The following is a 22,490-nucleotide window of genomic DNA, read 5'->3' as shown; positions in this document are numbered from 1 at the left end:
TTATGAGTATTGAAACTATAAAGCAACAGACAAAAGACCTTATCGACCGTCTGAAAAGTACGACAAACAATATCGGTCTTGGCAACAGCGGAAATGAATATACGGTTATCGTAGAAACATTCCTATATAAGTTCCTCAATGATAAGTTTATCTATGAGGCAAAACGGACACTGCCCGAACTTGCCAATGCAGAGGACGTTTATGAAGCATTGGAACGACTGTCCGATGAGGAGTACGAGGAAATGTGCGATATGATGCTCGACACTATCGTATTGAAGAAAGAGCATCTGATACCGTATCTTGCCAAACGTCAGAATGAGGATAATTTTGCAACCCTGTTCGATGCGACATTGGAGGCTATTGCCGATACCAACGAGGAAATTTTCTATATTCTCAACGAGGATGAAACCCGTATTTCCATTATGAAACCTCTCTCGGAGGTAGTGACCGGAGGATCTGCCAAGAAAAACGGCTTTTGCAAGTCGTTAATCGGAGATGTGGCAAGTTTTTCTTTTGAAGCGGCTTTTGCTGCCGGATATGATTTCTTCTCCACCATCTTTGAATACCTTATTAAGGACTACAATTCCAATGGCGGTGGCAACTATGCCGAATACTATACGCCCCATGCAATCGCATCCATTATGGCGCAACTGCTCGTCGATGAAAGCGAGGATGTTAAAAGTGTAACTTGCTATGACCCGTCAGCCGGAACGGGTACGCTTGTCATTGCCCTTGCCCACCAAATTGGAGAGCAGAACTGCACGGTGTTCACGCAGGATATCAGCGATAAGTCCTCGACCATGTTGATGCTGAATCTTATATTGAACAGTATGAGCCATTCCCTTACGCACGTTATACAAGGCAATACGCTGAAACACCCTTATCATAAAGAGGGACACGAATTGCGTAAATTTGACTATATCGTTAGTAATCCGCCTTTCAAGCTCGATTTCTCCGAGTATCATTCCGACCTCAAAGCCGACCATTACCGAGGGCGTTTCTTTGCAGGCATTCCCAATATACCCAACAAGGATAAGAAGGGCATGGAAATATACCTCTGCTTCTTTCAGCATTTGCTATACAGCCTGAAAGAAACGGGTGAGGGAGCTATCGTTGTACCTACCGGATTCATTACAGCCAAGAGTGGCATTGCGTTCAAAATCCGCAAACACCTTGTGGATAATAAGATTCTGAAAGGTGTGGTAAGTATGCCGAGTAATGTCTTCGCAAATACAGGCACAAATGTCAGTGTGGTTTTCATCGATAAGAACAAGACCGAAAAGCCTGTATTTATTGATGCAAGCAAACTTGGTGAAACCATCAAAATAGGAAAGAACCAAAAGACGAATCTCCGTCCCGATGAGATTACACAGATTGTAGATACTTTCCGAAACGAGAGAGCGATAGACCAATTCTCTGTTACTCCATCCTACGAAGAAGTGGCAGAAAAAGGGTATAGCTTTTCTGCCGGACAGTATTTCGACATTAAGATTGAATATGTTGATATTACAGAAGAGGAGTTCAACAGGCGTATGGCAGACTACGAAAAAACACTCACCGAACAGTTTACTGAAAGCCATCGGCTTGAAAATGAGATAATAGCCCAATTAAAAACATTGAAATTCAATCAATAAATCATGCTTGATAGTTTGACCCAATGGGCTACTCTATTAAGCCCAATAATTAGTGTAATAGCTATAATCGTTGCACTACATGTTGCTCGCAGTTCGTCGAAAGATGCGCAGGAACAAATTAAAGCTATTCGACATCTGCTTGATGTATTTGTGGCAGCAAATAATATGGATATCGTAGAAGCACAGCGAAAATACCAGCAGCAACTTATAGAATTAGAGCCACAAATAGAGGAAGCAAAATTTGCCGTAGAAACTGCTCATTCACCATTTATTGGCGGACCGTTAATAGAACAAATACATGAGCACGAAGAATATTTGAACCGAAAGGAGTACCTGAACCAACTTTTAGCAAAGCGCAAAGAGATAGGGGTCAATCTATCTTTGATTCAAGATTATATTCATAAAGCAACGCGGTAAATGGAATTGAAAAAATATAAATTGGGAGAAATACTTGATGTTACAAGAGGTGCGAGTCTCAGTGGCAAGTTCTATGCGGCTGAGGGTGAATATGTGCGCTTGACTTGCGGGAATTTTGACTATCAAAATAACTGCTTTAAAGAGAATAAGGCTAAAGACAATCTTTATTACATCGGCGACTTCAAACCGGAGTTTTTAATGAAGGAGGGAGATATTATAACCCCTTTGACTGAACAAGCCATTGGTTTACTCGGCTCTACCGCTATCATTCCCGAAAGTGGTAGATATATTCAAAGCCAAGATGTGGCAAAGATTGTTTGCAAAAAACATTTGTTAGACAAGGATTTCGCTTTTTATCTCGTATCCTCAAATCTTGTTAAACAGCAGCTAAGTGCTGCTGCTCAACAAACCAAAATTAGGCATACTTCACCTAATAAAATCAAAGATTGTACTGTATGGATTCCCGAATTGGAGGAACAAAAACGCATAGGCAAGTTACTCCGCACTATTGACCTCAAAATAGAACTTAATCGTGCGCTAAATCATAATTTAGAGGCGATGGCAAAGCAACTCTACGACTACTGGTTTGTGCAATTTGACTTTCCGAATGAAGAGGGTAAGCCATATAAATCAAGTGGCGGTAAGATGGTTTGGAATGAGAAGCTGAAAAGAGAAATTCCAAAAGAGTGGTGCGCCATGACTATTGGAGAAGTTGAAAATAATATCATAACTGGCAAAACTCCGTCATGTGCCGATGAAGATAATTTCGGTGGAGATATTCCTTTTATAACCATAGATGATATAAGAGGCAATTTATTCGTATTCAACTCGCAGCGTACCCTTTCCACCAAAGGCGCAGAAAGTCAAACAAAAAAATACCTACCGAGTGGATCGCTTTCAGTTTCTTGCATTGGTACAATAGGGGTTATGGGATTCATTGCAAAATTATCACAAACAAACCAACAGATTAATTCTATAGTTTTTGAGAATGAACACAATAGAGAATTTGTATACTTTGCTTTGAATTTATATTTTGAGAATGCAAAAGCCAAAACTGGTAATGTATTTGCCAATATGAGTAAAGATGAATTTGCTTCGATAAAAGTGGTTTATCCGCCAAAGCAAATCTTACAAGAATTTCATAATAAGGTTGTTGCCATATTTGATAATATAAAGAATAACATTGATGAAATCAATGCTCTTACTAAGCAGCGAGACGAACTCTTGCCTCTCTTAATGAATGGTCAGGCAATGGTAAATTATGATTTAGCTGACGATTAAGAATCATTTTTTGCTCGATTTTGAGTAGTGTTTCGGCAATGCGGTTTTGCTGTTCAAGTGTGTAGTCAGGTATTTCAATGGCTTTTAATGCGTTATCCAACTGCAAGTTTTTTAGTCCCGAGGTTTTACCCTCGAAATTAAAGAATATATTGTTGTTGTAGATGTGGTTCCAATATTGATATACAAAGTAAGGATTCCATCCGGTCTTTACTCTAAAAGCCACACAGAAATTGGTGCATACCACTGTCCCTTTTTCTGTTATTAATGCCTCTGAAACATAGGATATACGCCCTGTTGATTGTGTCGGACTACCGCCTGATTTTTCGATAATCATATCTCCAGCTCGCAACGTCTTTTCTTCAAAAGATTTGTCACTGACATACCGCAAGGGAATATCGCCAAACTCACCAATGGATATAGGAACAATGTCTGCGCCTCTGACACAATACACCGCATTAGGAGTCTCTTCACTCGGATTTTCATTGCCCCAATCTCCGGCAATGAATACATCGATAATATCAGCCAATCTCATTCTTTATCCTCCAACTGATTTTCAATATCTTCGATTTGCGGCAGTGCGGATGCCACATCTTCAAAGAGTTTTTCAGTCTCATATTGCGCAATGCCCAACGGTTGTGTGATACCTCGTAGAGCGAAACGTGCTTTGGTATCGCTCTTTGAGCGGCACAACAATAAACCGATAGTCGGTTTATCTTCGGGTGCTTTTACATATTCATCCACAGCCGAAATGTAGAAATTCAGCTTGCTGACAAATTCAGGAACAAATTCTACGGCTTTCAGCTCCACTACTACATAACAATGAAGTTGAAGGTGATACATCAGAATGTCGATGTAATAGTCATCGCCGTCCACAGTCAAATGGTACTGCCTTCCGATAAATGCAAAGCCTTTGCCCATTTCCAACAGGAAATCGGTAATCCGCTGTGCAAGATTCTTTTCTATATCGAGCTCACGTTGTAAAGCCACCGTACCTAAGAAACTGAAATTATACGGGTCTTTGAACGCATACTGAGCCAAATCCGATTGATAGGCAGGTAATGTCTGCTTGAAATTTGTAATTGCATTACCCTTGGCTTTGATATAACCGTTAGCCACTTGCGAAAGCATTACATCACGACTCCAACCGTTAGCGGCAGTTTCCATGATATAAAATGCACGTTCGGTATCTGTCGGAACTTTGGTAATGAGCGACATATGATGATACCACGATATTTGCGCAAGAGGCACTTGCGCAAATCCGTTCTCATCGCATGGCAATTCGGCAAGTGCGGCTTTCCGAATTGGTAACAATTCTAATTTGGCAAGCGGCACTTGCCAAATTGGGAAAGAGGGATATTCACTTGCGAACTTTTTCATATTACGCAAGTTACGCTCAGAGTAACCTCTATCATTAGGAAAACATTCCGAGAGATCTTTGGATAATTGCGCAATGACTTTCGCTCCCCAACCTTGCTCTTTTTGCTTAGTCAGAATGTCGCTACCGATTCTCCAATAAAGAGCAAGCATTTCGGCATTGACGCTAAGGATAGCTTTCACTTTGGATTGCTCTATCAATGAGATAATTTCTTTCCTCCAATTATTGTAATCTTCGGGAAGTATATCCTGTTTTTCAGTCTTTTGCGGTACTATTATGTTATTGTCCATTGTCCATGCGTTTAGACTGCAAAGGTACTGAAAGTTAGCCGATTTTCTATTCAGTTAAGTCAAGTATTTGCGATGTGCTATTTTTACATTGGTCTGATTGACCATGGCGTAACGCAATGTGGTATCAATCTTGACATGACCGAGCAACCGTTGTACCTGCTCTATCGGCATCCCTTTGTCAATAGCCATTGTAGCCAATGACCGTCTGAATTTATGCGGGTGAACTTTTGCAATGTTCGCTATCCGCCCTATTTTTCGCAAGCGTACCTCAACTCCACTAATCGTCAGCCGTCTATGAGGAGATTTGAGTGAGACAAAGAGCGCAGGATTATCATCATTCCTGCTGTTGAGGTATTTTTTGAGATGGATTTTGGTTCGAGCATTGAAGTACACCTCACGCTCTTTGTTTCCTTTGCCAAATACTACGCATTGCCGCTCTTGGAAGTCTATATCCTCTCTGTTTATCTTTACCAATTCACCTACACGCATACCGGTGGATGAAAGTAAGTCTATTATTGCCACATCACGCAACTCAATACAGCTATCTCGTAGTATCTCAATATTTTCATCTGTCAAAACCTCTTTTACAAGACTGTCTGTCCTCACTTTATGTATTCTTCGCACGGGACTTTTGGGAATATAATCTTCATCTTCTAACCATGCAAAGAAACTTGAAAATATGCGCCGTAAATTGTCGATTGTCACTTTGCTCAAATTTCTCAATCGTTGATTCTCTGCCAAATAATTACGAATATCATTCGTCGACATATCGGTAACATTTTTAACAACGCTCACAAAAAGTTTTTCTACCGAAGACTGATAATAATGCACCGTTTTTTCAGAACACCCTTCGATTTTCTTAGCAGCTAAAAACGCTTGAAGCAGCTCGCCATTTTCCCTTTTGCATTTTTCATCCGATGTCTCCTTGCGGATAAGTTCATACTCCTGCATACACTCTAAAAGCACACCGCCCAACTTCGCGATTTGCTCTTGTGATAAGAAACCGCCTACGGATTCTTCCACTGATTTGATAAATTGCTCTTTCATTTGCTAATGGATTTGTTTCCGTAATATAGCAATGTTCACAAATCCATAAATCATAATTTACCGACACTTGACCGTTCATCAGCAGAGGCAAAAGCTTATCACGCTGCTTAATCAAGTTATTATTCTCGATTATATTCTGGTCAATCATCAAGTGGTATTGCGCAACAATAGTATGAAATGTTTCAATTAATGGTTCTGGAACTTCAAACCAATAATTTGCCAAGAATACATCTGTTTGAAAATTCTTAATACCAGAGGTTTTACCTTCAAAATTAAACATGTTATCATTATCATAGAGATTTTGCCATAGATAATAGAAGTACTCTGAAAACTCTCGTTTCTTCATATTGAATGACTGACAGAAATTAGAACATACTAAAGCTCCTCCATTTCTTTCTATAACTCCGTTTGTTATCAAAGCGACTCTACCTGTCGCTTGAACTGGGCTTCCTCCAGAAATTTCAATCACAATGTCACCATCTTCTAAAAGTCGGTCAGAGTGTTTCGATGTAATATGTCTTGTGGGCACATCATTTAGCTTAATAATATCTGCGCCACGCACACAACCTACTTTGATTGTTCCATCTTTTGGCGTATCATATCCCCAATCTCCACCTTTATTTTTATCTATAAAGTCATTAAGTGTAACTTCTTTCCAGCCTTCGGGTATTTCTCTCTTAATCTTTTTGTTCCACACCATTTTGCCACCGCTTGATTTATACGGCCTGCCATCTTTGTTGGGAAAGTCAAACTGCACAAACCAGTAATCGTAGAGTTGCTTCGCCATCGCCTCTAAATTATGATTTAGCGCACGATAGACATTGTTTTGTTTACAACAAAAGTATGTTTCCCAAAAATAATGTTACCTTTGCACATAGAAAGAGTTATTTGACAGCATAGCACCGCAAATCGCTGAAAATCGCACGGTTTCCAACTCGTTACCGCTGTTTCTCAAATACTTCGTTAAATGTTTGTTTCTCAAATAGTTGTTTCAAACCACTGAAAATCTAAAATAAACTGTATCAGGTAGTAAAAATAGTAATTACCTTTAATACAGTTTATTTTACAATCTTTCTTAATCCTCGTCTTTTTTGGAATCTTGCTGGTTTCTGGGGATATTTATTTCTATTTTGTTTTTCCATTCCTCGGCGAGTATATTTTGACAATTTTCATACACGCTATGTATAATATTCATGCCTTTCTCCTTGGGAATCCTGATACTTTCCCCGACAATAAGCATGTCACTTATAGACGGATTCCCGTTGTTGTTTACAGAAGTAGCATGTTCACCATGATAACCGCTTTTACACAGTGTCAGGTCATAGGCCGGGGCGAGTAACCATTTGCCTGCTCTGCATATAAAGCTGAAATTTTTAGCATGGTCATCTTTATTATCTGTCAATACGTTGAAGACCATACGACGGAACATTTCTTCCACATCAGCAGGATTTTGGGTAAGATAGCCGGTAAGATGCAGCAGGATTTTATAATCTAATTTCGGTTGTCGGATGGATTCGTTCAGCAAGGCTCCTGCTGTGGCAATATGCAATCTTTCTTTTCCGGAGAGGTCGAATCGTTTACTGGCAAAATATTTACCTTCCAGCAGTTTGAAATCCGGTACTTGTATTTCGCATTTCCGGGCAGCAAGGTTATATTCGTATTCCATTTGTCCCATATCCTCAGGATCATACAAGTGACGGAATTTCACTAACCACGATCCTTGTTCATCCTTGAACAGGCATTTGGGACGGCAACCGCCGGAATTGCCGCTGTTAAAGTAAAGTATTTCTTCCCCTTCGTTTACTTGCTCTCCCAAAACTTCTAATGCCAGTTTCTGCAAGGAATCCAGTTCCGGTAAGGATTTATTTTCTCCGATATACGTTTCAGGAATGTAGCATAGTGCTCCCATCCCGGAATTACCGATAATACTGAGCCTTTGAACTGGAGTCATTGTACTGTCATCAATATTCCTTTTTTTGAGTAAGCGGTTGAGTAAATACCTGCCATATCCATCTGGCAGGCTGTCTTCGAAAATTCCGAAATTTCCATAAAAAGGTTCCGGCTTTGCAATAAACAGATCCGGTTTTAAGGGTAGTTCTAGAGGGGATATGGAAAACCCTGCGGTCAACCATTCTTTTTCATATTGGAAGGCACACCGAGTATTGTCAGGCGTCATTCTTAATTCGCCTACTTTTTGGTCGTGGTAAAATACGGCCAGTTTATCTGTCAATTTCATTACGCCCTCTCTTTCTGTTTTGGTTGCGGTGAATTCTGTCTAATTCCTGCATGGTGCTATATTTCGATTCTGCAAGCAGATTTTTAATTTCATCCGAATAGCCCAAGGCTTTGCAGAGAGCAACATAAGATTCCAGTGAGATTTTATGTACCTTTTCAAATTTTGCAATCGTAGATGCTGGTACTCCGCTTAATTGGGAAAGCAGGGCACGGGAGATATTCTTTTCTAACCTCCGTTTTTGCAGATTCCGGGAAAGCATCTGCATCAAATCTTCGACAGAATCTAGAGTAAAATCATATATAAAATTCATTATAATGTCTTTTATATTGAAATAATGGATGTAATCAATATTATTGTATTACTTGCAAAGATAATAAAATTCAGTAAAACAGAGTCTGAAAGTATACAACTTTTAATATGAGCATCAAATAAATCTAGTAAGCTCCAAAATTGAATTAAATAAGTATATTTTAGTTTAATATAACTGACTTTAGCTAATAATTACGATTCGCTTGATAATATAATAAAGTAATTTATATCTTTGTTAATGTGTGAGAATTTATCTTTTGTATGTGATAAGGTAGTATATAGTTGATGGAAAATAAAAAACAAAAAAATGATGATAAAGAAGGGATAAGAGGAGTGGCTTATCAGTGCCTTGTAGCTGTAAAATATGCTTTAGAATTAGAGCACTTTAACCTTTTGACCATTGAACATGAGGGGGATGTTACCTTTGATTCGAAACTTCAGATTGAAGTAAAACATCATGCCGATAAGCCTTCCATGGGGGATAAACACGAAGATTTTTGGAAGACGTTATATAATTGGTGTACTCAGGGGAAAGAATATGAACAGTTGATTCTGTATACGACTTCTCATCCTTCTTCGAGAGGTTCACTCTTAAGAGATTGGAATACATTAAGTATAGATAGGAGGCTTTATGCTTTGAAAAAGGTTGATTTTAATTATAATCTTGATTCTATTCATGAGTATTGCCTGTCAGCTATTAATTTGAGTATACTGGAAAATTTCAATCTTGATAAGCAAACGTTAGTACTCCTAAAATCATATAAGAATAAAGTATTTTCTAAAGATGCTCTGTTGAAGATTTTAAGAGAGAATCCTATATCAGAGGAAGAACAAGCTGTTGTTCTGAGAGAATGTAAGAATACAAATACTGAGGCATACAGGTGTTATAATTATTCAAGGTTTGTTTTATCTCTGGAGAAAGAAAAGTTACGTTCTGTTGTATCAAAGATACAAATAAAATGGAATCAGCCGATTGATGAGGAATTAGTGAATGAATTGGCTACTTCCAATAGATTGCGTATCATTCCGTGTCAGTCGGGAAATGAGTATCGAAAGCTGATAAAAGAAAAATTGGTCGGATTTATTGTGTCGAAAGTGATGGGTGAGGATCGATGGGAAGTGAAAGATAAACAGTTTTATGCGACTATCCAGGAGATAGGGAAAGATTATTTTCAAAAGAATTATGACCCTCTTTTTGATGAGTATTTAAATAAGAAGCCGGGCCCTGCTGATTATACGCTTTCTGAAGAAAAGAAATTTTTAGCGGAATTGAGACAGATTGAATGTGATGAGGATGAGGTAACAGATGCCTTGATTGACTATTGGAAGACCAATACATTGTTGGCTGAAGAAGATGAGAAGAATCCGGCGTTTTTCAATTTTGAGTATAAACCTTATAAAAACGAGGTAATGCATCCGAAGCTGATAAATAAAAAGAGGAGCATGTTGAATAAGCGAATGGATAAGAATGAAAATGCTTTGCATTTTTACAGAGATGCAAAGTGTATGAGTGTTCCTCCCTTTAAATCAATACCCGACTATCCTTATTTTATACATGGGACAATGCAGAATATAGTGGAAGATGATGAACTAAATTTTTCATGGTTGTATGAGTGAAAGGCTGATTCATAAAATGAATGTGAACCCTTTTTGGGGGAGTCTGATTCTCCGGGCTTTTTATCAGGGATATGGAAAATCGGAATGTCCGTTATTATATCATTATGTGATATTACCGATGGTACTGTATTCAGATTTGCGGGTAAAATTGATGCGTATTACTAAAAGGGCTACATTGTCTCACTTCCGGCATAATAATAAATTGGAATTTGTAGATTTTCAGCATAGAATTTGGCAACAAAAGCATTTGACGGATTTGTCATTGTTGGTTTTGACTAACCAGCAAATTATTGATTTAAAGCAGAATGTTCAGATAAAACAAACGTTTGATTTTGAAAATTATTCTGCTGATGTGAAAGAATATTTCCGGGCTGCTTGCCGTTTGGGTGTTATGTTGAAAGAGGAGCCTGTCAAAGATGTGTATAAAATTTTAAATGTCATTCCTTAATGAAAGCGTGTATTAAAGGAGTTGCTGTTTTCCGGGCTGCCGGAGGAGACGGCAAAAGATACCTGGAGTTAGGGCCAGGGCTGAATATTATATCCGGGCATTCTAAAACCGGTAAGAGTGCTATCATGGATATCATCGACTGGTGTTTGTGTGCAGAGAAATGCAATGTACCTAAAGGTGTTATCACTGATTTTACGAAAATATATTCGCTTTTGATAGAATTGAATGGACAGACTCTTTTGATCGGGCGCAGGGATGAAAAGTTAGGAAAAAACTATGTTTTTGTTAAACCGGTGAATTCGGAGTTAACAATCAGGGATGTTGTGTATGATGATTTTGAGGCTACTTATTTTATAAAGAGGGATGAGGCTTTGAAAGAAATCAACAGATACATAGATTTGTCTTTAAGTGAGAACGCGTTGGAGTTGGGTATTGAGGGGAAGGTCCCCAGAACGGATATCCGGGATTCTTTGTGTTATGTTTTGCAGCATCAGACAACCTTGCCTAATAGCAGGGAGCTTTTTTATCTGAAACCGAATCCCAAACATTTTCCTGTATTGGCTGGGTGGTTTGGACCGGAATATTACGTGGTTTTAGGGTACGTGGATAAATTGAAAAAGAATATAAAGGCTTTGGAGATAAAGCAGGAAACTGCCTTGAAAAATAATAAACCGTTAATACAGAATTTATTTAATGCTTTAAGGAGATATTATGCTTTGATTGGAAAAGAATTTTCTGAGAACTGGACTGTGGAGGAAGTGGAAGAACGTGTTCGTAATCTGGAAGAGTTTAAAAAGGAAGAGTTTAATGATAAAATCTTAGAACGCCAGGAAGTTTTAGGAGAACGGATGGAGCGTTTAGGGGCAGACAAGTTGACCCTGGAGCAGAAACTGCAAAGAGTTTGCCAGCATAAAGAACAAGGAGAACATTATAGCGATTTCATTAGAAAGTATGAGCAACGGACTCAATTGTTTGGTGTCCAGCGGGACTATGTGTGTCCTATATGCGGAAAAGAAAATGAAGAACTTTCGATTGAAGCTTTAAATATATTGCAGGCAGGGGATTGGTTAAAAAAAGAACTGTGTTCTTTCCCTGAATACAAAGAAAAATTTGATCAGGAAGAGAAAGAAATCCGGAAACAATTAACTGCATTGAAAGCAGAATTAGCAGTTTATACAAAGGAATATAAGGTGAATAAAGAACTGATCGAAAAAATAGTAACACAGAAAAATCTGAATGAAATACGTTTAAAGGCACAATGGAAAGTGATGTCGGAATATGAAATATATTGTGACCGGAAGGTTGACTTTGATGAAAAAGATTTGGACTTACAAAAGGGAGAATTAGAAAAAGCAAAGGAGAGATTGAAGACCTATAATGTTGGTGAAAAATATGTCTATGAAAAAAGCCGGTTGCAAGATTATATGAATATTGTGATTGATTCTCTTGATTTTGAACATACTCCTCCTGAATTACGGTTTGAGTTGAATCCTGAAAAAGACGATTGTTTCCAATTATATCATAATGAGTTGAATGATGAAAGAATATTTCTCCCGCAAATCGGAAGTGCTTCTAATTCTATTGCCTGTCATGTCGGATTATTTCTGAGTTTTTTGCATTATTTTTCAGTAGAGAAAAATTCTAAGGTTCCGGGTATTTTGTTTTTTGACCAACCGAGTCAGGCCTATTTCCCAAGTGGAACGGATAATAAAGATTTGGAGAAAGTAGCGCAGATTTATGAGACAATATTAAAAGTATTACAGGAAACGGAGCAGGATGCAGGTTTTCTGCCTCAGGTTATTGTAGCTGACCATATCCGGGATTTGGGAGAACAAAATGTACAGTTGTATGAGCACTATTTCAGGGCAGATTGGAGGGATGGACGGGCTTTTATTTAGAAATATCTGAAGGATGGAATGTTATCCTGTTTTTAATCGGTTTGTTTTTGAGAGCTTTTTCGGAGTTGAAACAGCCGGGAATTACGTGACCCTGTGTGTGGATGAGAAATGTTTGCAGGACTTTTGCCGGCAGGAGAATATGGCTTTAGAAGATTTCTACAGGGATATAGAGCATTCTGTTTTGTTTAAGGAGGACTGGGGATGGGTGGAAAAAGAGATAGAAGCGGAAATACCTCTTTTCTTAGGACTGATAGCCTTGCAGGTTTTTGCTGCTTATCAGATGCGGGAGGGGGAAGTGACGGAGAAAATTGTGACGGAAAGAGCTTATAATGAACGGCTGAAAGAATTGTTGAAAATACCAGATAACAATCAGCTTCAAAAATTATATTCCCGTTATCAGGAGAGAATATGGGAAAAATTGAAAGTCTGGAGTGAGAGCAGACAAATGTTAATGCGAATCCCCGAACCTAAAACCGGATACGGGCGTTTTGTACAGTATCCTTTATCTCAGGCATTACTCAACCGGAATGATTTGGAGCATTTACCTTTGGTGTTCCGGAAAAGGGGACTTCAGGCGGGGGAGGACCTGGACCTTTCTGATTTTAAGGCTTTGTGGGGTGAATCGGTTGAATCGAATCTCCTGCCCCGGCATTTTTATAGAGTAAAAAGCCAGTTAAAAGAAAATGGGGAGGAAGAAGCCCTATGGCGGCAAATGTTTGCCTGTTATACCCAATGGGATGGGGGAGTTCCGGAAGAAAATCAAAAGGGAAATAAGACAGGGTATAAAAAAGGAGGACAAACAGAGCATTCCAGAAAGTATTGGGTGGTTGATGAGAATTTCAGTTCTCTGACCTTGAGGAAAAATAATGATTCGGAAATAGTGGCGGATATTACGCTGGATGATTCGCAACTTTGGGAAAAGATAAGTCAATATGTTTCCTTATCAGTGAACGGACAGCTTCGGTTTACCAGGGATAAGATTTATAATGATTGGATAGAATGCAGGTATTTTACAGAAGGAGAAGAAGGATTGATTTTGAGCAAAAGAATGCTTTTTATGCAAGATATTGTTCAAGAGGAATATCAGATTAAGAAAATAGCAAATGACCGGTATTTCTTGTATCAGATTTTGATTTCTTCAAAAGAAGTTTGTGAGGGACGATTCAAAAATTATTTTTCTGTATCCGCAGCAAAAATCGAGTTTGTGGGTGGTTTGAGGATTGGCAGAAAAATCTGGATGGAAGGAGCCGGGCCGTTAGTCCGAGTGGCAAATAATAAAAGGGTATGGTTGAATGGGAAACGAGTGACTCCGGATGAGAATGGAACGTTGTTTTTTACCTTTTCACCCTTGGGAGATTATACACTTGTGGTGGAAGATCATACCCCGGTGTGTTTTTATATCAGGGAACCCGAGCTACAGACGGAGTATGTAAATAAGGGATGGAAAATATCAAGGGATAGTCCTCCTTTTTTGTATTCGGATAAGGATTGGTGTATGCTGGGAATGGGTATGCATGAACGTTTGATGGAGCAGGAATCTGTCTATCGTTCGTGGTTGGAGACAGTTATAAATAGAAGACCGGGAAGATATTCTTCCCCTTTGATGAAAACACAATTTAATCGGCGTAAGTATGGGAAAAAGTAAGGTTGTCGGCATTGTAGGCAAACATTTAAATGGTGGCTGCTGCCGGATTAAGGTAGTTGCTTTGGAACAGGAAAATAAGAAAATTCAACTTTTGAGTACCGAAGAAGCAACGGAACTTTTTCCGGGGATAGGACATGTTTTCGGGATTTCTTTTTTTACAAAGTATAATTTTGAAGAAGGTGATTTTATTCGTTTTGATTATACCGTGAATACAAAATTGGAAGAAGGTGATGAAGGTAAGGATAAATACGTATTGTGTGGTGAAGTGGAGACATATTCTGTTTTCAAATTATTCCGGTTAGAGAATCAGATGGATTTTAAGGCTGAATATGTGATTGATTTGCAAAAGCTGAGTATAGATTTCAATGGCTATGAGGGCGATTTCTATCTTTATACAGATAAATATTTAATTGGTAAACTGCGCATAAAATCCGGAATCATATCACCTGCCTATAAAAAAAGAATCCGGATGTGGGATTTGGATACTTGTCTTATTTATGATGGCAAAAAGGAATTGAGATTGCTGAAGGAACCGGAAAGTGAGTATATTGTACTGGATGCTATGACGAATACGCAGTTGTTTGAATGGTTCAGGGAAAGAATAAAGGAAAGGGAAGTAGTCAAACGTTTGGATGAAGAAACGGAATGGAGAAAATATTTTCCGGATTTGTTTGGGAATGTAAGTACGGAAGATGCGGAATTGGAAAAAGTGAGGTGTGAGCGGATATTGAAATTGTGGGAAGAGATAGATTTGAACCAAAAGGAGATTCAAAGCCTGATTAATTGTTCGGATGAGATAAAACAGCTATTTCAGCATAATATGCAGGTTTATAAGGAGGAGTATCAGCGGGAATTTGATAATGAATTGGAAGATTTGAAAGAGGAAATAGAAAATCAAAAGAAAATTGCAGAGCAACAGAAGAATAAATGGCAGAAAGAGATTGCTCAAAAAGAAAAAATGGTGTCAAAGTTGGAAGGGAAAATAAAAGAATTGAACAATGAAGTTTCTTATGTTGTGGATAATAAGCAACGGTTATTGCAGGATTTTAAATTTTTCCAGGAAAGTGCATTGGGAACTGTAGGAGGAAAGAAGTCTTATTTATTGGAAGAACTTATTCCGGAGGTAAAGGCAGTGGAATTGCTGAGTCGGGATGAGATAGAAAGACAGTTGGGAGGTTTCCTGAAAGAAAGAGGCCAGGCCGTACGGGATCAGGATTTATTGCTGGATACTTTTTTATACTATAAGGCCATGTTGGTGGGAGATATAGGTTATGGACTTGCTTTGTTGGATTTGGTGGGTAAGGCAAAATATATGATTCGTCAGGTGGAGCCGGATTGGATTCATTTTGAGCAATTATGGGATGGGGGTTTAGGTGAACTTTGGGAATCCTGTTATGCTTGTCCGGATATGATACATTTGTTTATATTGGAAGATATTAATCTGTCTGCTCCGGAATGTTATGCTCGTCCGCTATTGGATTGCATAAGCGGTGTACGCAGAACGATTCCTTACGGTGCGACTGCTTTCCCCGATAATCTGCGTATTGTTGCAACGGTTGCTCCCGTGCAAATGCCGGAAATCGGTTTACCTCTTTACGGGATGATTTATAAAAACTGGGGAGCCTGGGGTTTTAAACAGCGGGAGAAGCAGGAGGAAATATGGGAAGGTAAGCCGATAGATAATGCTTGGCTATCTTATGGGAATTTTAAGATATTGAGAGAAGAGGTCCGGCCCCGGCAATTGAAAACAGAGACGAATGACGAATTGAGCGTAATACTGGAAGATAAATGATAGAACCGGAACAATTACAAGGCCTGTTTCTGAAATGGATGGAACATTGGGGTATACGTTCCTGGGAGCAAATCAAGGGGGCATGTAGCGATTTGGCTCAGGCATACAATATACCCCTTCCAAATGTATTGGCTGCTGTATTTTATCCGCTTTTCCGGACCGGAATAATTGAATTTGCGGGAGAGGGTAAATATGCAAGGACATTACCTTGCTTAGTGTATAACAAACCGGAAAATAGAGGAATTGCTGTGAATATACCGGAAAATATGAAAGCAGAAATTGCAGCAAAATATAAAGTTTACGGAGAAAGTCCGGGATTATTTCGTTTGGTGGCGGGGAAAGAGGAGATTAGGAAATTGGGTCAGGAATGGAACGTGAGGACCAGTCCGGTGGAGGTATTGCCTATGTTAAGTCAATATCCGGTGTTGGAAAATGTGATAAAGAGCTTTGAAAAAAGGGAGGTTGTATTGAAATATAGGTATTGCTCCTATAGGTTTGCATGGGATTGGGTAATGGAAAGTGAAAACTTGAAGCCGGGAAGATATAAGACTTCGAATGAAGATGGAACACGGGAGTATTTTGCCGGTTTCGATAAGGAATGTTATGAAATCCCTGCCAGACAATGGAATTCGGAAGCAATGAATGTGGTGGAATGCTATTTGGCTTTGTATGAACAGAGGTTGACGGTGGAATATGAGCAGAAAAAACAGGAATTGGTTTTTCAAGGTACCCGTTATTTACCTGTTACATTGGAACGGTTGTTACGCCTTGCTTCTCTGCATTTGGAGAAAGGTGTCGTTGAAGCCAGGAAAAATATCCGCTTTAGTTGTATTACTCCAAAAATGTGTACTCAGTTAGAGCGGATTTTGGGCTATGCTGTTTCAATCCTGTGAATTATTTGAAGAGGATAAAATGATGTTTAAATCCGGTTTTTGTATAGATAACCGTTTAAAATTACTGATCCCTTTCAATGTTTTAATGGTCTTTAAACAAAGAGCATAAGAAAATATTAAAAAAGTCGGTGGACTTAACAATAAAATTATAATCGTATGAAAAATCCGTATAAAATTTGGGAAACCCTAAAGGATATGTACCTGAGATATATAGAGGTAGGACTGCCTTTGGCTGATGAGGGACTGGCGCGGGAACGCCGGAAGTTATATGAAGTACCGGGTGTGATTTGTCAGCCTCCGATTATTGAACTGGTTCCCAAATACCCTGAAGGTGATACGTTGGAACTTGTTTGTCAGCAATCAGGAATTGGTTCCGATTTTGCCGATTTTGCAAGGAAAGGATTGTTTGCGGATATAGACGGGAACCCCAGAAAGCTGTATAAGCACCAGGCTGAGGCTTTAGTGAATGCAATCGGTGCAAGAAAACACATCGTAGCTACGACGGGAACCGGTTCGGGTAAGACAGAATGTTTCCTTTTGCCTGTTATTTGTGATTTAGTGAACGAATCAAGACAATGGCAAGAGAAGCGGACCCGGGCAGTCAGAACATTGATTCTATATCCGTTGAATGCTTTGGCGGAAGACCAGATGATTCGTTTGCGTAAAGCCTTGAACAGTAAATCCGCGACGGCAGGAGGTGCCCGGGATTGGCTGGATGAGCACCGGAATGGACATCGGTTTTATTTCGGGAGATATACGGGATTAACTCCCCGGGGAGAGGGTACTGATTATGAAATTGCAAATCGGGAATACAGGGCTGCCTGTGAAACGGCCGGTGAAGCAAACAATGAAGAACTTTTGTATCATGTTCCTTGTACTGAAGCAGATTCGGCAGAGCTCTGGGAGCGGAAAACGATGAAGAAGACCCCGCCTGATATATTGATTACTAACTACTCTATGCTGAATATTATGCTGATGAGAAAAGAGGAGGCTCCGATTTTTGAAGCAACAAAGGCGTGGTTACAGGAAGATTCTTCGCATATATTCCATTTGGTTGTGGACGAAATGCACACTTACCGGGGAACGGCGGGGACAGAGGTGGCTTATTTGTTAAGGCTTTTGTTGGACCGTTTAGGCTTGACCCCGGATTCACCGCAGGTACAGTTTCTGGCTTCGAGTGCATCCATGCAGGATAATGAAAAAACAAGGGCTTATTTGAGCGGATTTTTTGGAGTGCAGGATAAGGAACGTTTTCAGATGTTTTATAATCCTCCTTATGTTCCTGTCGATGTTCCCTCCGTGGAGCTGCCAGTCCGGGAGTTGATTCAGCTTTCCGCTGAAAGCTGCGATATCGGTGAACAGGAGGCTATCATGCATTTTTTAGAGCAAGTGAAATGTGATACCTTGTGGGACTGCGTACGGAAATATGCTGTTCCTGAATATTTAAAAAAAGTACTGGAAAATGAAGAACGACAGTTAGTACCCAAAAAATATGATGAAATGGCAACCCTTTTGTTTTCGGGTATGGGGTTGAATGAAGCGAAAGCAGCCCTGGAAGGATTTTTAATTCTCTTGTGTACTGCTCAAAATGCAGCCGGGATGGCCGTACAACCTATCCGCATGCATAATTTTTTCAGAAACATAGAAGGATTGTGGGCCTGTTCCAATCCCCGTTGTTCTGCTGTTGCAGAAGAATTCAGGTCTTCGGAAAGGAAAATCGGGAAATTGTACCGTTCTCCTCAAACCTTTTGCGAATGTGGTAGCGTGGTATTGGAAGCGGTGATTTGCCGGAATTGCGGAGAAATGTTTTTAGGGGGATATGCGGCAGAAGAGCACGGACATACTTATTTGTCACCGGATCATATAGAAACAGATGAACCGGATAAATATTACACCCTTTGGCCTCGTAGTCAGGAATTACCGGAAAAAGAAAAGTGGGTAAAATGTAATTATGATTCGGAATTTGGAACTGTCAAAATGAGCAGGGATGGGAATTGTGGTGTTTTTATCTCCGACAAAGATTATCCCGTAAAATATCCGGAGATATGTCCTTGTTGCGAAACAAGCTATCCTGTAAAGGATAAGCACACCCTTACTCCGCTTGGCCAGTATAATACGGGTGTACAGAAAGTAAACCAGATATTGGCTGATGCATTGATTCGGGTATTGTCAGAAGAGGAAAGGAAACCGGCAAAGCTGGTTTTGTTTTCTGATAGCCGCCAATCTGCGGCGAAATTGTCTGCCGGGGTTGAGTTGGATCATTACCGGGATATTCTCCGGCACATTGTTTTAAATTCACTGGAAGCACAGGATGCTTCTTTGATTGTATTGAAAAAGGTGAGGGATAAGGGAGAGGAGGCTTTGTCGGAGGAGGAGAAAGTGGTTTTGGAGCGGATGGAAGAAATTCATCCAAGATTGGTGTTACAAGTTTTCCGTTATCACAAATTGTCTGCTGCGGAAAGGGAGAATGTGGATAAACAGCTAAAGGCTGGTATAACTCCTTTGTATATTATCGGGGACAAGGTCCGGCAACAGTTATTAAACCTTGGTGTAAATCCGGCAGGACCGCATCCGAAATACCAGGAAAGCGGGAATATGAAATGGAAGGATTTGTTTGTATGGGAAAAGGGAAAAGCCAGCGGACCTTTGGAAGGCCGGGAAACCGATTTTTGGAACCGTATTGTCCGGCGTTGTTCTATCGAACAATTGATTACCGTGTTTGCTCATAAAAACAGGTCGTTTGAGGCGTTGAAATTAGGATATATGACTTTGAATCTGACGGGTGAAGACGAAACTTTCCGGCAGTTTGCCGATGTGGTCGTACGATTATTGGGTGAAAAATGGAGAATTAGCGGTCATGAGTCCAGGTATCGTTCGGGTGCATTCCCACGCCAGGTGATTCGTTATTCAAAGGCTGTTTATCCTCAGGACGGTTATTATCGAAAAACAGACCGTCATCATCTGAATAAATTGCAGGATATATTGTTGAATAAGAATATAATTGAACAACAGGAAGTCCGTTTGACCGGAGAAGGGCTTTTTTTTAAAAAGGCGGAGGAAGGCGATCCGGTTTGGATATGTCCTAAGTGTAAAACGGTACATTTGAATCCCTCTTGTGGAGTATGTTGTAACTGCTTTGCAAAATTAGGGGCGGCGACGGTGCTTAGTGAGAAAGATATAAAAAATACGGATGATTATTATGTGTATCTGGCAACGACGGCAAAACCTTATCGTTTGCATTGTGAGGAACTGACCGGACAAACTTCCAGACTGGATTCCATGCAGCGGCAACGGCAATTCCAGGGAATATTCCTGAAAAATGAGAAACCCGAAGTGGACGAAATAGATTTGCTAAGTGTCACGACGACTATGGAAGCCGGAGTAGACATCGGTTCCCTTTCTGCTGTAATGATGGGGAATGTCCCGCCACAGCGTTTTAATTATCAGCAGCGGGTCGGACGTGCGGGTCGGCGTGGACATGCTTTGTCGGTGGCGTTGACGGTGGCAAAAGCCAATAGCCATGATATGACGCATTATATACAAACCGAGAGAATGGTAGCTGCCCAACCAAGGGACCCGTATCTGGAGTTGAGGAGTAGTGATATAGCCCGGAGAATGGTGGTGAAACAGATGTTGAATAAGGTTTTCACAGGTTTCGACAGACCGGGGCGTGAAAATGATAATGTACATGGTCAGTTTGGTCTTGCTGCAAAATGGAGGGAAAATAGAAGTCTGGTAATCAGTTGGATTGGAACCAATCAGAAAGAAATCAAAAGAATCATTGAGGTGGTATGTCGGCAAACTAATATTTCCCGGGCGGATAAGCAAAACATCGAGAAATTTATTGGTAATGATTTCGTTTCCGAAGTAGACCGTATCTGTGAAGACAGCAAACACTATCCGCAACAAGCTTTAAGTGAACGTTTGAGTAATGCCGGTTTGCTTCCCATGTTTGGTTTCCCTACACGGACACGTTATTTGTATGAATGTGCTCCGAAAGTATGGCCGCCGGAACATGTGATTGACCGGAATCTGGATTTGGCTATCAGTACTTTTGCTCCGGGGTGTGAGGTCGTGAAAGATAAAAAGGTTTTCAAGTCCGTAGGCTTTGTACACTACGAACCCTATCGCGGTGCAATTTCAGAAAAAAACGGATTGAATGAGTTGAATACGAAAGTTTATTTGTGTAAGAATTGTGGATTCACTACGGTGAAAGAAATGGATCGTATCGTCTGTCCTACTTGTCAGACGAGAATGGAGGAGGCGAAAGTTTGTTCTCCTTTGGGCTTTTGTGTAGATTACGATAATCCGTCACAGGATTTTAATGGAATATTTGAATGGACCTCCCATGCGAGCGGGATTTGCCTCGATGCTGATTCGAAAATGGAAACGGAACGGATTGTGGACCAACTGAAGATTTGTACCAATAAGATTCCGGAAACAGGTTTGGTACATCAGATTAATACCAATGACGGACAATTGTTTCCAATCGGCAAGTTAAAAAATAGTTCCGGACGTTTTTGTTCTTCGGAAATACTTCCGGGCCGGGTTGAGAATTGTGAAAACTATGCTTTGATTGCCAGTAAAACCACTGGGGTATTAGTGGCTACGATTGCTTCTGTAGATCAGTATATTGATTTGAATCCTTTGGCAGAAAATGTAAATCATAAAGCGGTAAGGGCTGCTTATTTATCCTGGGGATATTTATTACGTAAGTCGGTTTGCGATTGCCTGGATATAGAGTCGAATGAACTGGACCTGGGTTTCCGTATTGCTAATAAAGAAGGGCAGGTGTTTTTTGTGGAACGGCTGGAAAATGGAGCCGGTTATTGCAATTATCTGAACAGTGATGCGAAAATTGCACGGGAAGCTTTGATTGACCCACTCCGTGTGGATGGGCGGCTTTATAAAGAATTGGTACTTGAAAAACATGGTGAAGAATGTATGGGTTCTTGTTATGATTGTCTGAGGGATTATTATAATCAGGAGTTTCATTCTGTGCTGGATTGGCGGTTGGCTTTCGATATGGCCCGTTTGTCCCAGCAATCGGGAAGTGAAATTTCCTTTAATATAGTTTATTGGAAAAAGTTTATAGAGAAAATAGCAACAAAGGTTGCACAGAAATATAAGGGAACTGTGAACAAGATAGAATCAGGATTATACTTGATTGAAAGTAAAAATAAAAGATGTCTTTTAACTCATCCTTTTTGGAGTAAGGAATACGTGGAAACTTTAAAAAGGAAGATTGACGGAGACGTCAGTAGCCTTTCTGTATTCGATGCTATGAGGAGAGGACGGTAATTTTTGTTATAAAAGAGGGGAAGAATATTAATTTATTTTTAGAAATTGGTCGAACACCTCAAAAATCCGGGTATGTGAACATTGAGGATTTTCCTTTGTGTTTTTTAATAATTTATGGCCGTTTTGAATAGCCTTGTTGAGCTTATCCCGAAGCGTTAAATATACATTGTTTGAGGTATAATATTTTTCAGTTTTCTCATAATCCTCAAGCCGTCCTTTTTTTCTTAATTCGGTGATAACTTCGTTGCAGGTACTCCTAATCTTTATTAAGAGAGTTGTGTAGATATAATTAGGTTGTCTTGCATAC

General features: G+C 39.8%; 15 protein-coding genes and 3 pseudogenes. 10 read left to right on the top strand and 8 right to left on the bottom strand.

Features of this window, described 5'->3' with window-relative positions; all coding sequences use genetic code 11:
* Window positions 1-2 precede the first annotated feature (2 nt).
* From D1136_RS03065 to D1136_RS03055, 3 genes are read left to right on the top strand one after another with little or no spacing between them, the layout of a single operon-like run.
* A complete protein-coding gene (locus D1136_RS03065; RefSeq protein ID WP_202623044.1) occupies window positions 3-1,634 on the top strand; it encodes a class I SAM-dependent DNA methyltransferase in 1,632 nt (543 codons plus the stop codon).
* 3 nt (window positions 1,635-1,637) lie between these two features.
* Entirely contained in the window at window positions 1,638-2,051 is a 414-nt protein-coding gene (locus tag D1136_RS03060) for a hypothetical protein (protein ID WP_161876149.1), read from the top strand.
* The gene (locus tag D1136_RS03055) at window positions 2,052-3,332 is read left to right on the top strand and encodes a restriction endonuclease subunit S (protein WP_161876148.1); all 1,281 of its coding nucleotides are present in this window, start codon (window positions 2,052-2,054) and stop codon (window positions 3,330-3,332) included.
* On the opposite strand, the gene D1136_RS03050 is transcribed toward D1136_RS03055, so the two are convergent.
* From D1136_RS03050 to D1136_RS03025, 8 genes and pseudogenes are all read right to left on the bottom strand, one after another.
* Window positions 3,256-3,864, bottom strand: a complete 609-nt coding sequence (locus D1136_RS03050) for a restriction endonuclease subunit S (RefSeq protein WP_161876147.1) — start codon at window positions 3,862-3,864, stop codon at window positions 3,256-3,258. The genes D1136_RS03055 and D1136_RS03050 overlap by 77 nt on opposite strands.
* On the bottom strand, window positions 3,861-4,997 hold the full coding sequence (locus D1136_RS03045) for a YhcG family protein (RefSeq protein ID WP_161876146.1): 1,137 nt from the start codon (window positions 4,995-4,997) through the stop codon (window positions 3,861-3,863). Before D1136_RS03045 ends, D1136_RS03050 begins: the two co-directional genes overlap by 4 nt.
* Before the next feature lie 54 nt (window positions 4,998-5,051).
* Window positions 5,052-6,044, bottom strand: a complete 993-nt coding sequence (xerA, locus tag D1136_RS03040; protein ID WP_161876145.1) for a site-specific tyrosine recombinase/integron integrase — start codon at window positions 6,042-6,044, stop codon at window positions 5,052-5,054.
* A 46-nt stretch (window positions 6,045-6,090) separates the two neighbouring features.
* Window positions 6,091-6,162 (bottom strand): annotated as a pseudogene (locus tag D1136_RS11005) (restriction endonuclease subunit S); the annotation flags it as partial.
* Window positions 6,163-6,300: 138 nt separating this feature from the next.
* Window positions 6,301-6,675: pseudogene (locus D1136_RS11000) on the bottom strand (restriction endonuclease subunit S); the annotation flags it as partial.
* A 23-nt stretch (window positions 6,676-6,698) separates the two neighbouring features.
* A pseudogene (locus D1136_RS10995) lies at window positions 6,699-6,855 on the bottom strand (restriction endonuclease subunit S); the annotation flags it as partial.
* 264 nt (window positions 6,856-7,119) lie between these two features.
* A complete protein-coding gene (locus tag D1136_RS03030) occupies window positions 7,120-8,280 on the bottom strand; it encodes a type II toxin-antitoxin system HipA family toxin (protein ID WP_161876143.1) in 1,161 nt (386 codons plus the stop codon).
* Window positions 8,264-8,590 carry a helix-turn-helix domain-containing protein gene (locus D1136_RS03025; RefSeq protein ID WP_161876142.1) on the bottom strand — a complete coding sequence of 109 codons (327 nt, stop codon included), beginning with the start codon at window positions 8,588-8,590 and terminating at the stop codon, window positions 8,264-8,266. Before D1136_RS03025 ends, D1136_RS03030 begins: the two co-directional genes overlap by 17 nt.
* A 284-nt stretch (window positions 8,591-8,874) precedes the next feature.
* On the opposite strand from D1136_RS03025, the gene D1136_RS03020 reads away from it, so the two are divergent.
* The 7 genes from D1136_RS03020 (at window position 8,875) to D1136_RS02990 (ending at window position 22,183) form a co-directional block, all read left to right on the top strand.
* Complete coding sequence (locus tag D1136_RS03020) at window positions 8,875-10,206, top strand: hypothetical protein (protein WP_161876141.1); 1,332 nt, start codon at window positions 8,875-8,877, stop codon at window positions 10,204-10,206.
* Entirely contained in the window at window positions 10,199-10,654 is a 456-nt protein-coding gene (locus D1136_RS03015; RefSeq protein WP_161876140.1) for a three component ABC system middle component, read from the top strand. Before D1136_RS03020 ends, D1136_RS03015 begins: the two co-directional genes overlap by 8 nt.
* Window positions 10,654-12,552, top strand: a complete 1,899-nt coding sequence (locus tag D1136_RS03010) for a DUF3732 domain-containing protein (protein WP_161876139.1) — start codon at window positions 10,654-10,656, stop codon at window positions 12,550-12,552. The genes D1136_RS03015 and D1136_RS03010 overlap by 1 nt, the downstream gene beginning before the upstream one ends.
* Before the next feature lie 13 nt (window positions 12,553-12,565).
* Window positions 12,566-14,197, top strand: a complete 1,632-nt coding sequence (locus tag D1136_RS03005) for a hypothetical protein (RefSeq protein ID WP_161876138.1) — start codon at window positions 12,566-12,568, stop codon at window positions 14,195-14,197.
* Window positions 14,184-15,989, top strand: coding sequence for a hypothetical protein (locus tag D1136_RS03000; RefSeq protein ID WP_161876137.1), 1,806 nt, complete (start codon window positions 14,184-14,186; stop codon window positions 15,987-15,989). The genes D1136_RS03005 and D1136_RS03000 overlap by 14 nt, the downstream gene beginning before the upstream one ends.
* Window positions 15,986-16,882: a hypothetical protein gene (locus tag D1136_RS02995; RefSeq protein ID WP_161876136.1), complete on the top strand. Its 897-nt coding sequence runs from the start codon at window positions 15,986-15,988 to the stop codon at window positions 16,880-16,882. The genes D1136_RS03000 and D1136_RS02995 overlap by 4 nt, the downstream gene beginning before the upstream one ends.
* A gap of 156 nt (window positions 16,883-17,038) precedes the next feature.
* Window positions 17,039-22,183, top strand: a complete 5,145-nt coding sequence (locus D1136_RS02990; protein WP_237566968.1) for a DEAD/DEAH box helicase — start codon at window positions 17,039-17,041, stop codon at window positions 22,181-22,183.
* Window positions 22,184-22,490: the final 307 nt, after the last annotated feature.

Origin of the sequence: Odoribacter sp. Z80, from assembly GCF_009935865.1 — a bacterium.
In the GTDB taxonomy this organism is placed as follows: Bacteria; Bacteroidota; Bacteroidia; order Bacteroidales; family Marinifilaceae; genus Odoribacter.
This window is presented reverse-complemented; position numbering and strand designations above follow the sequence as displayed.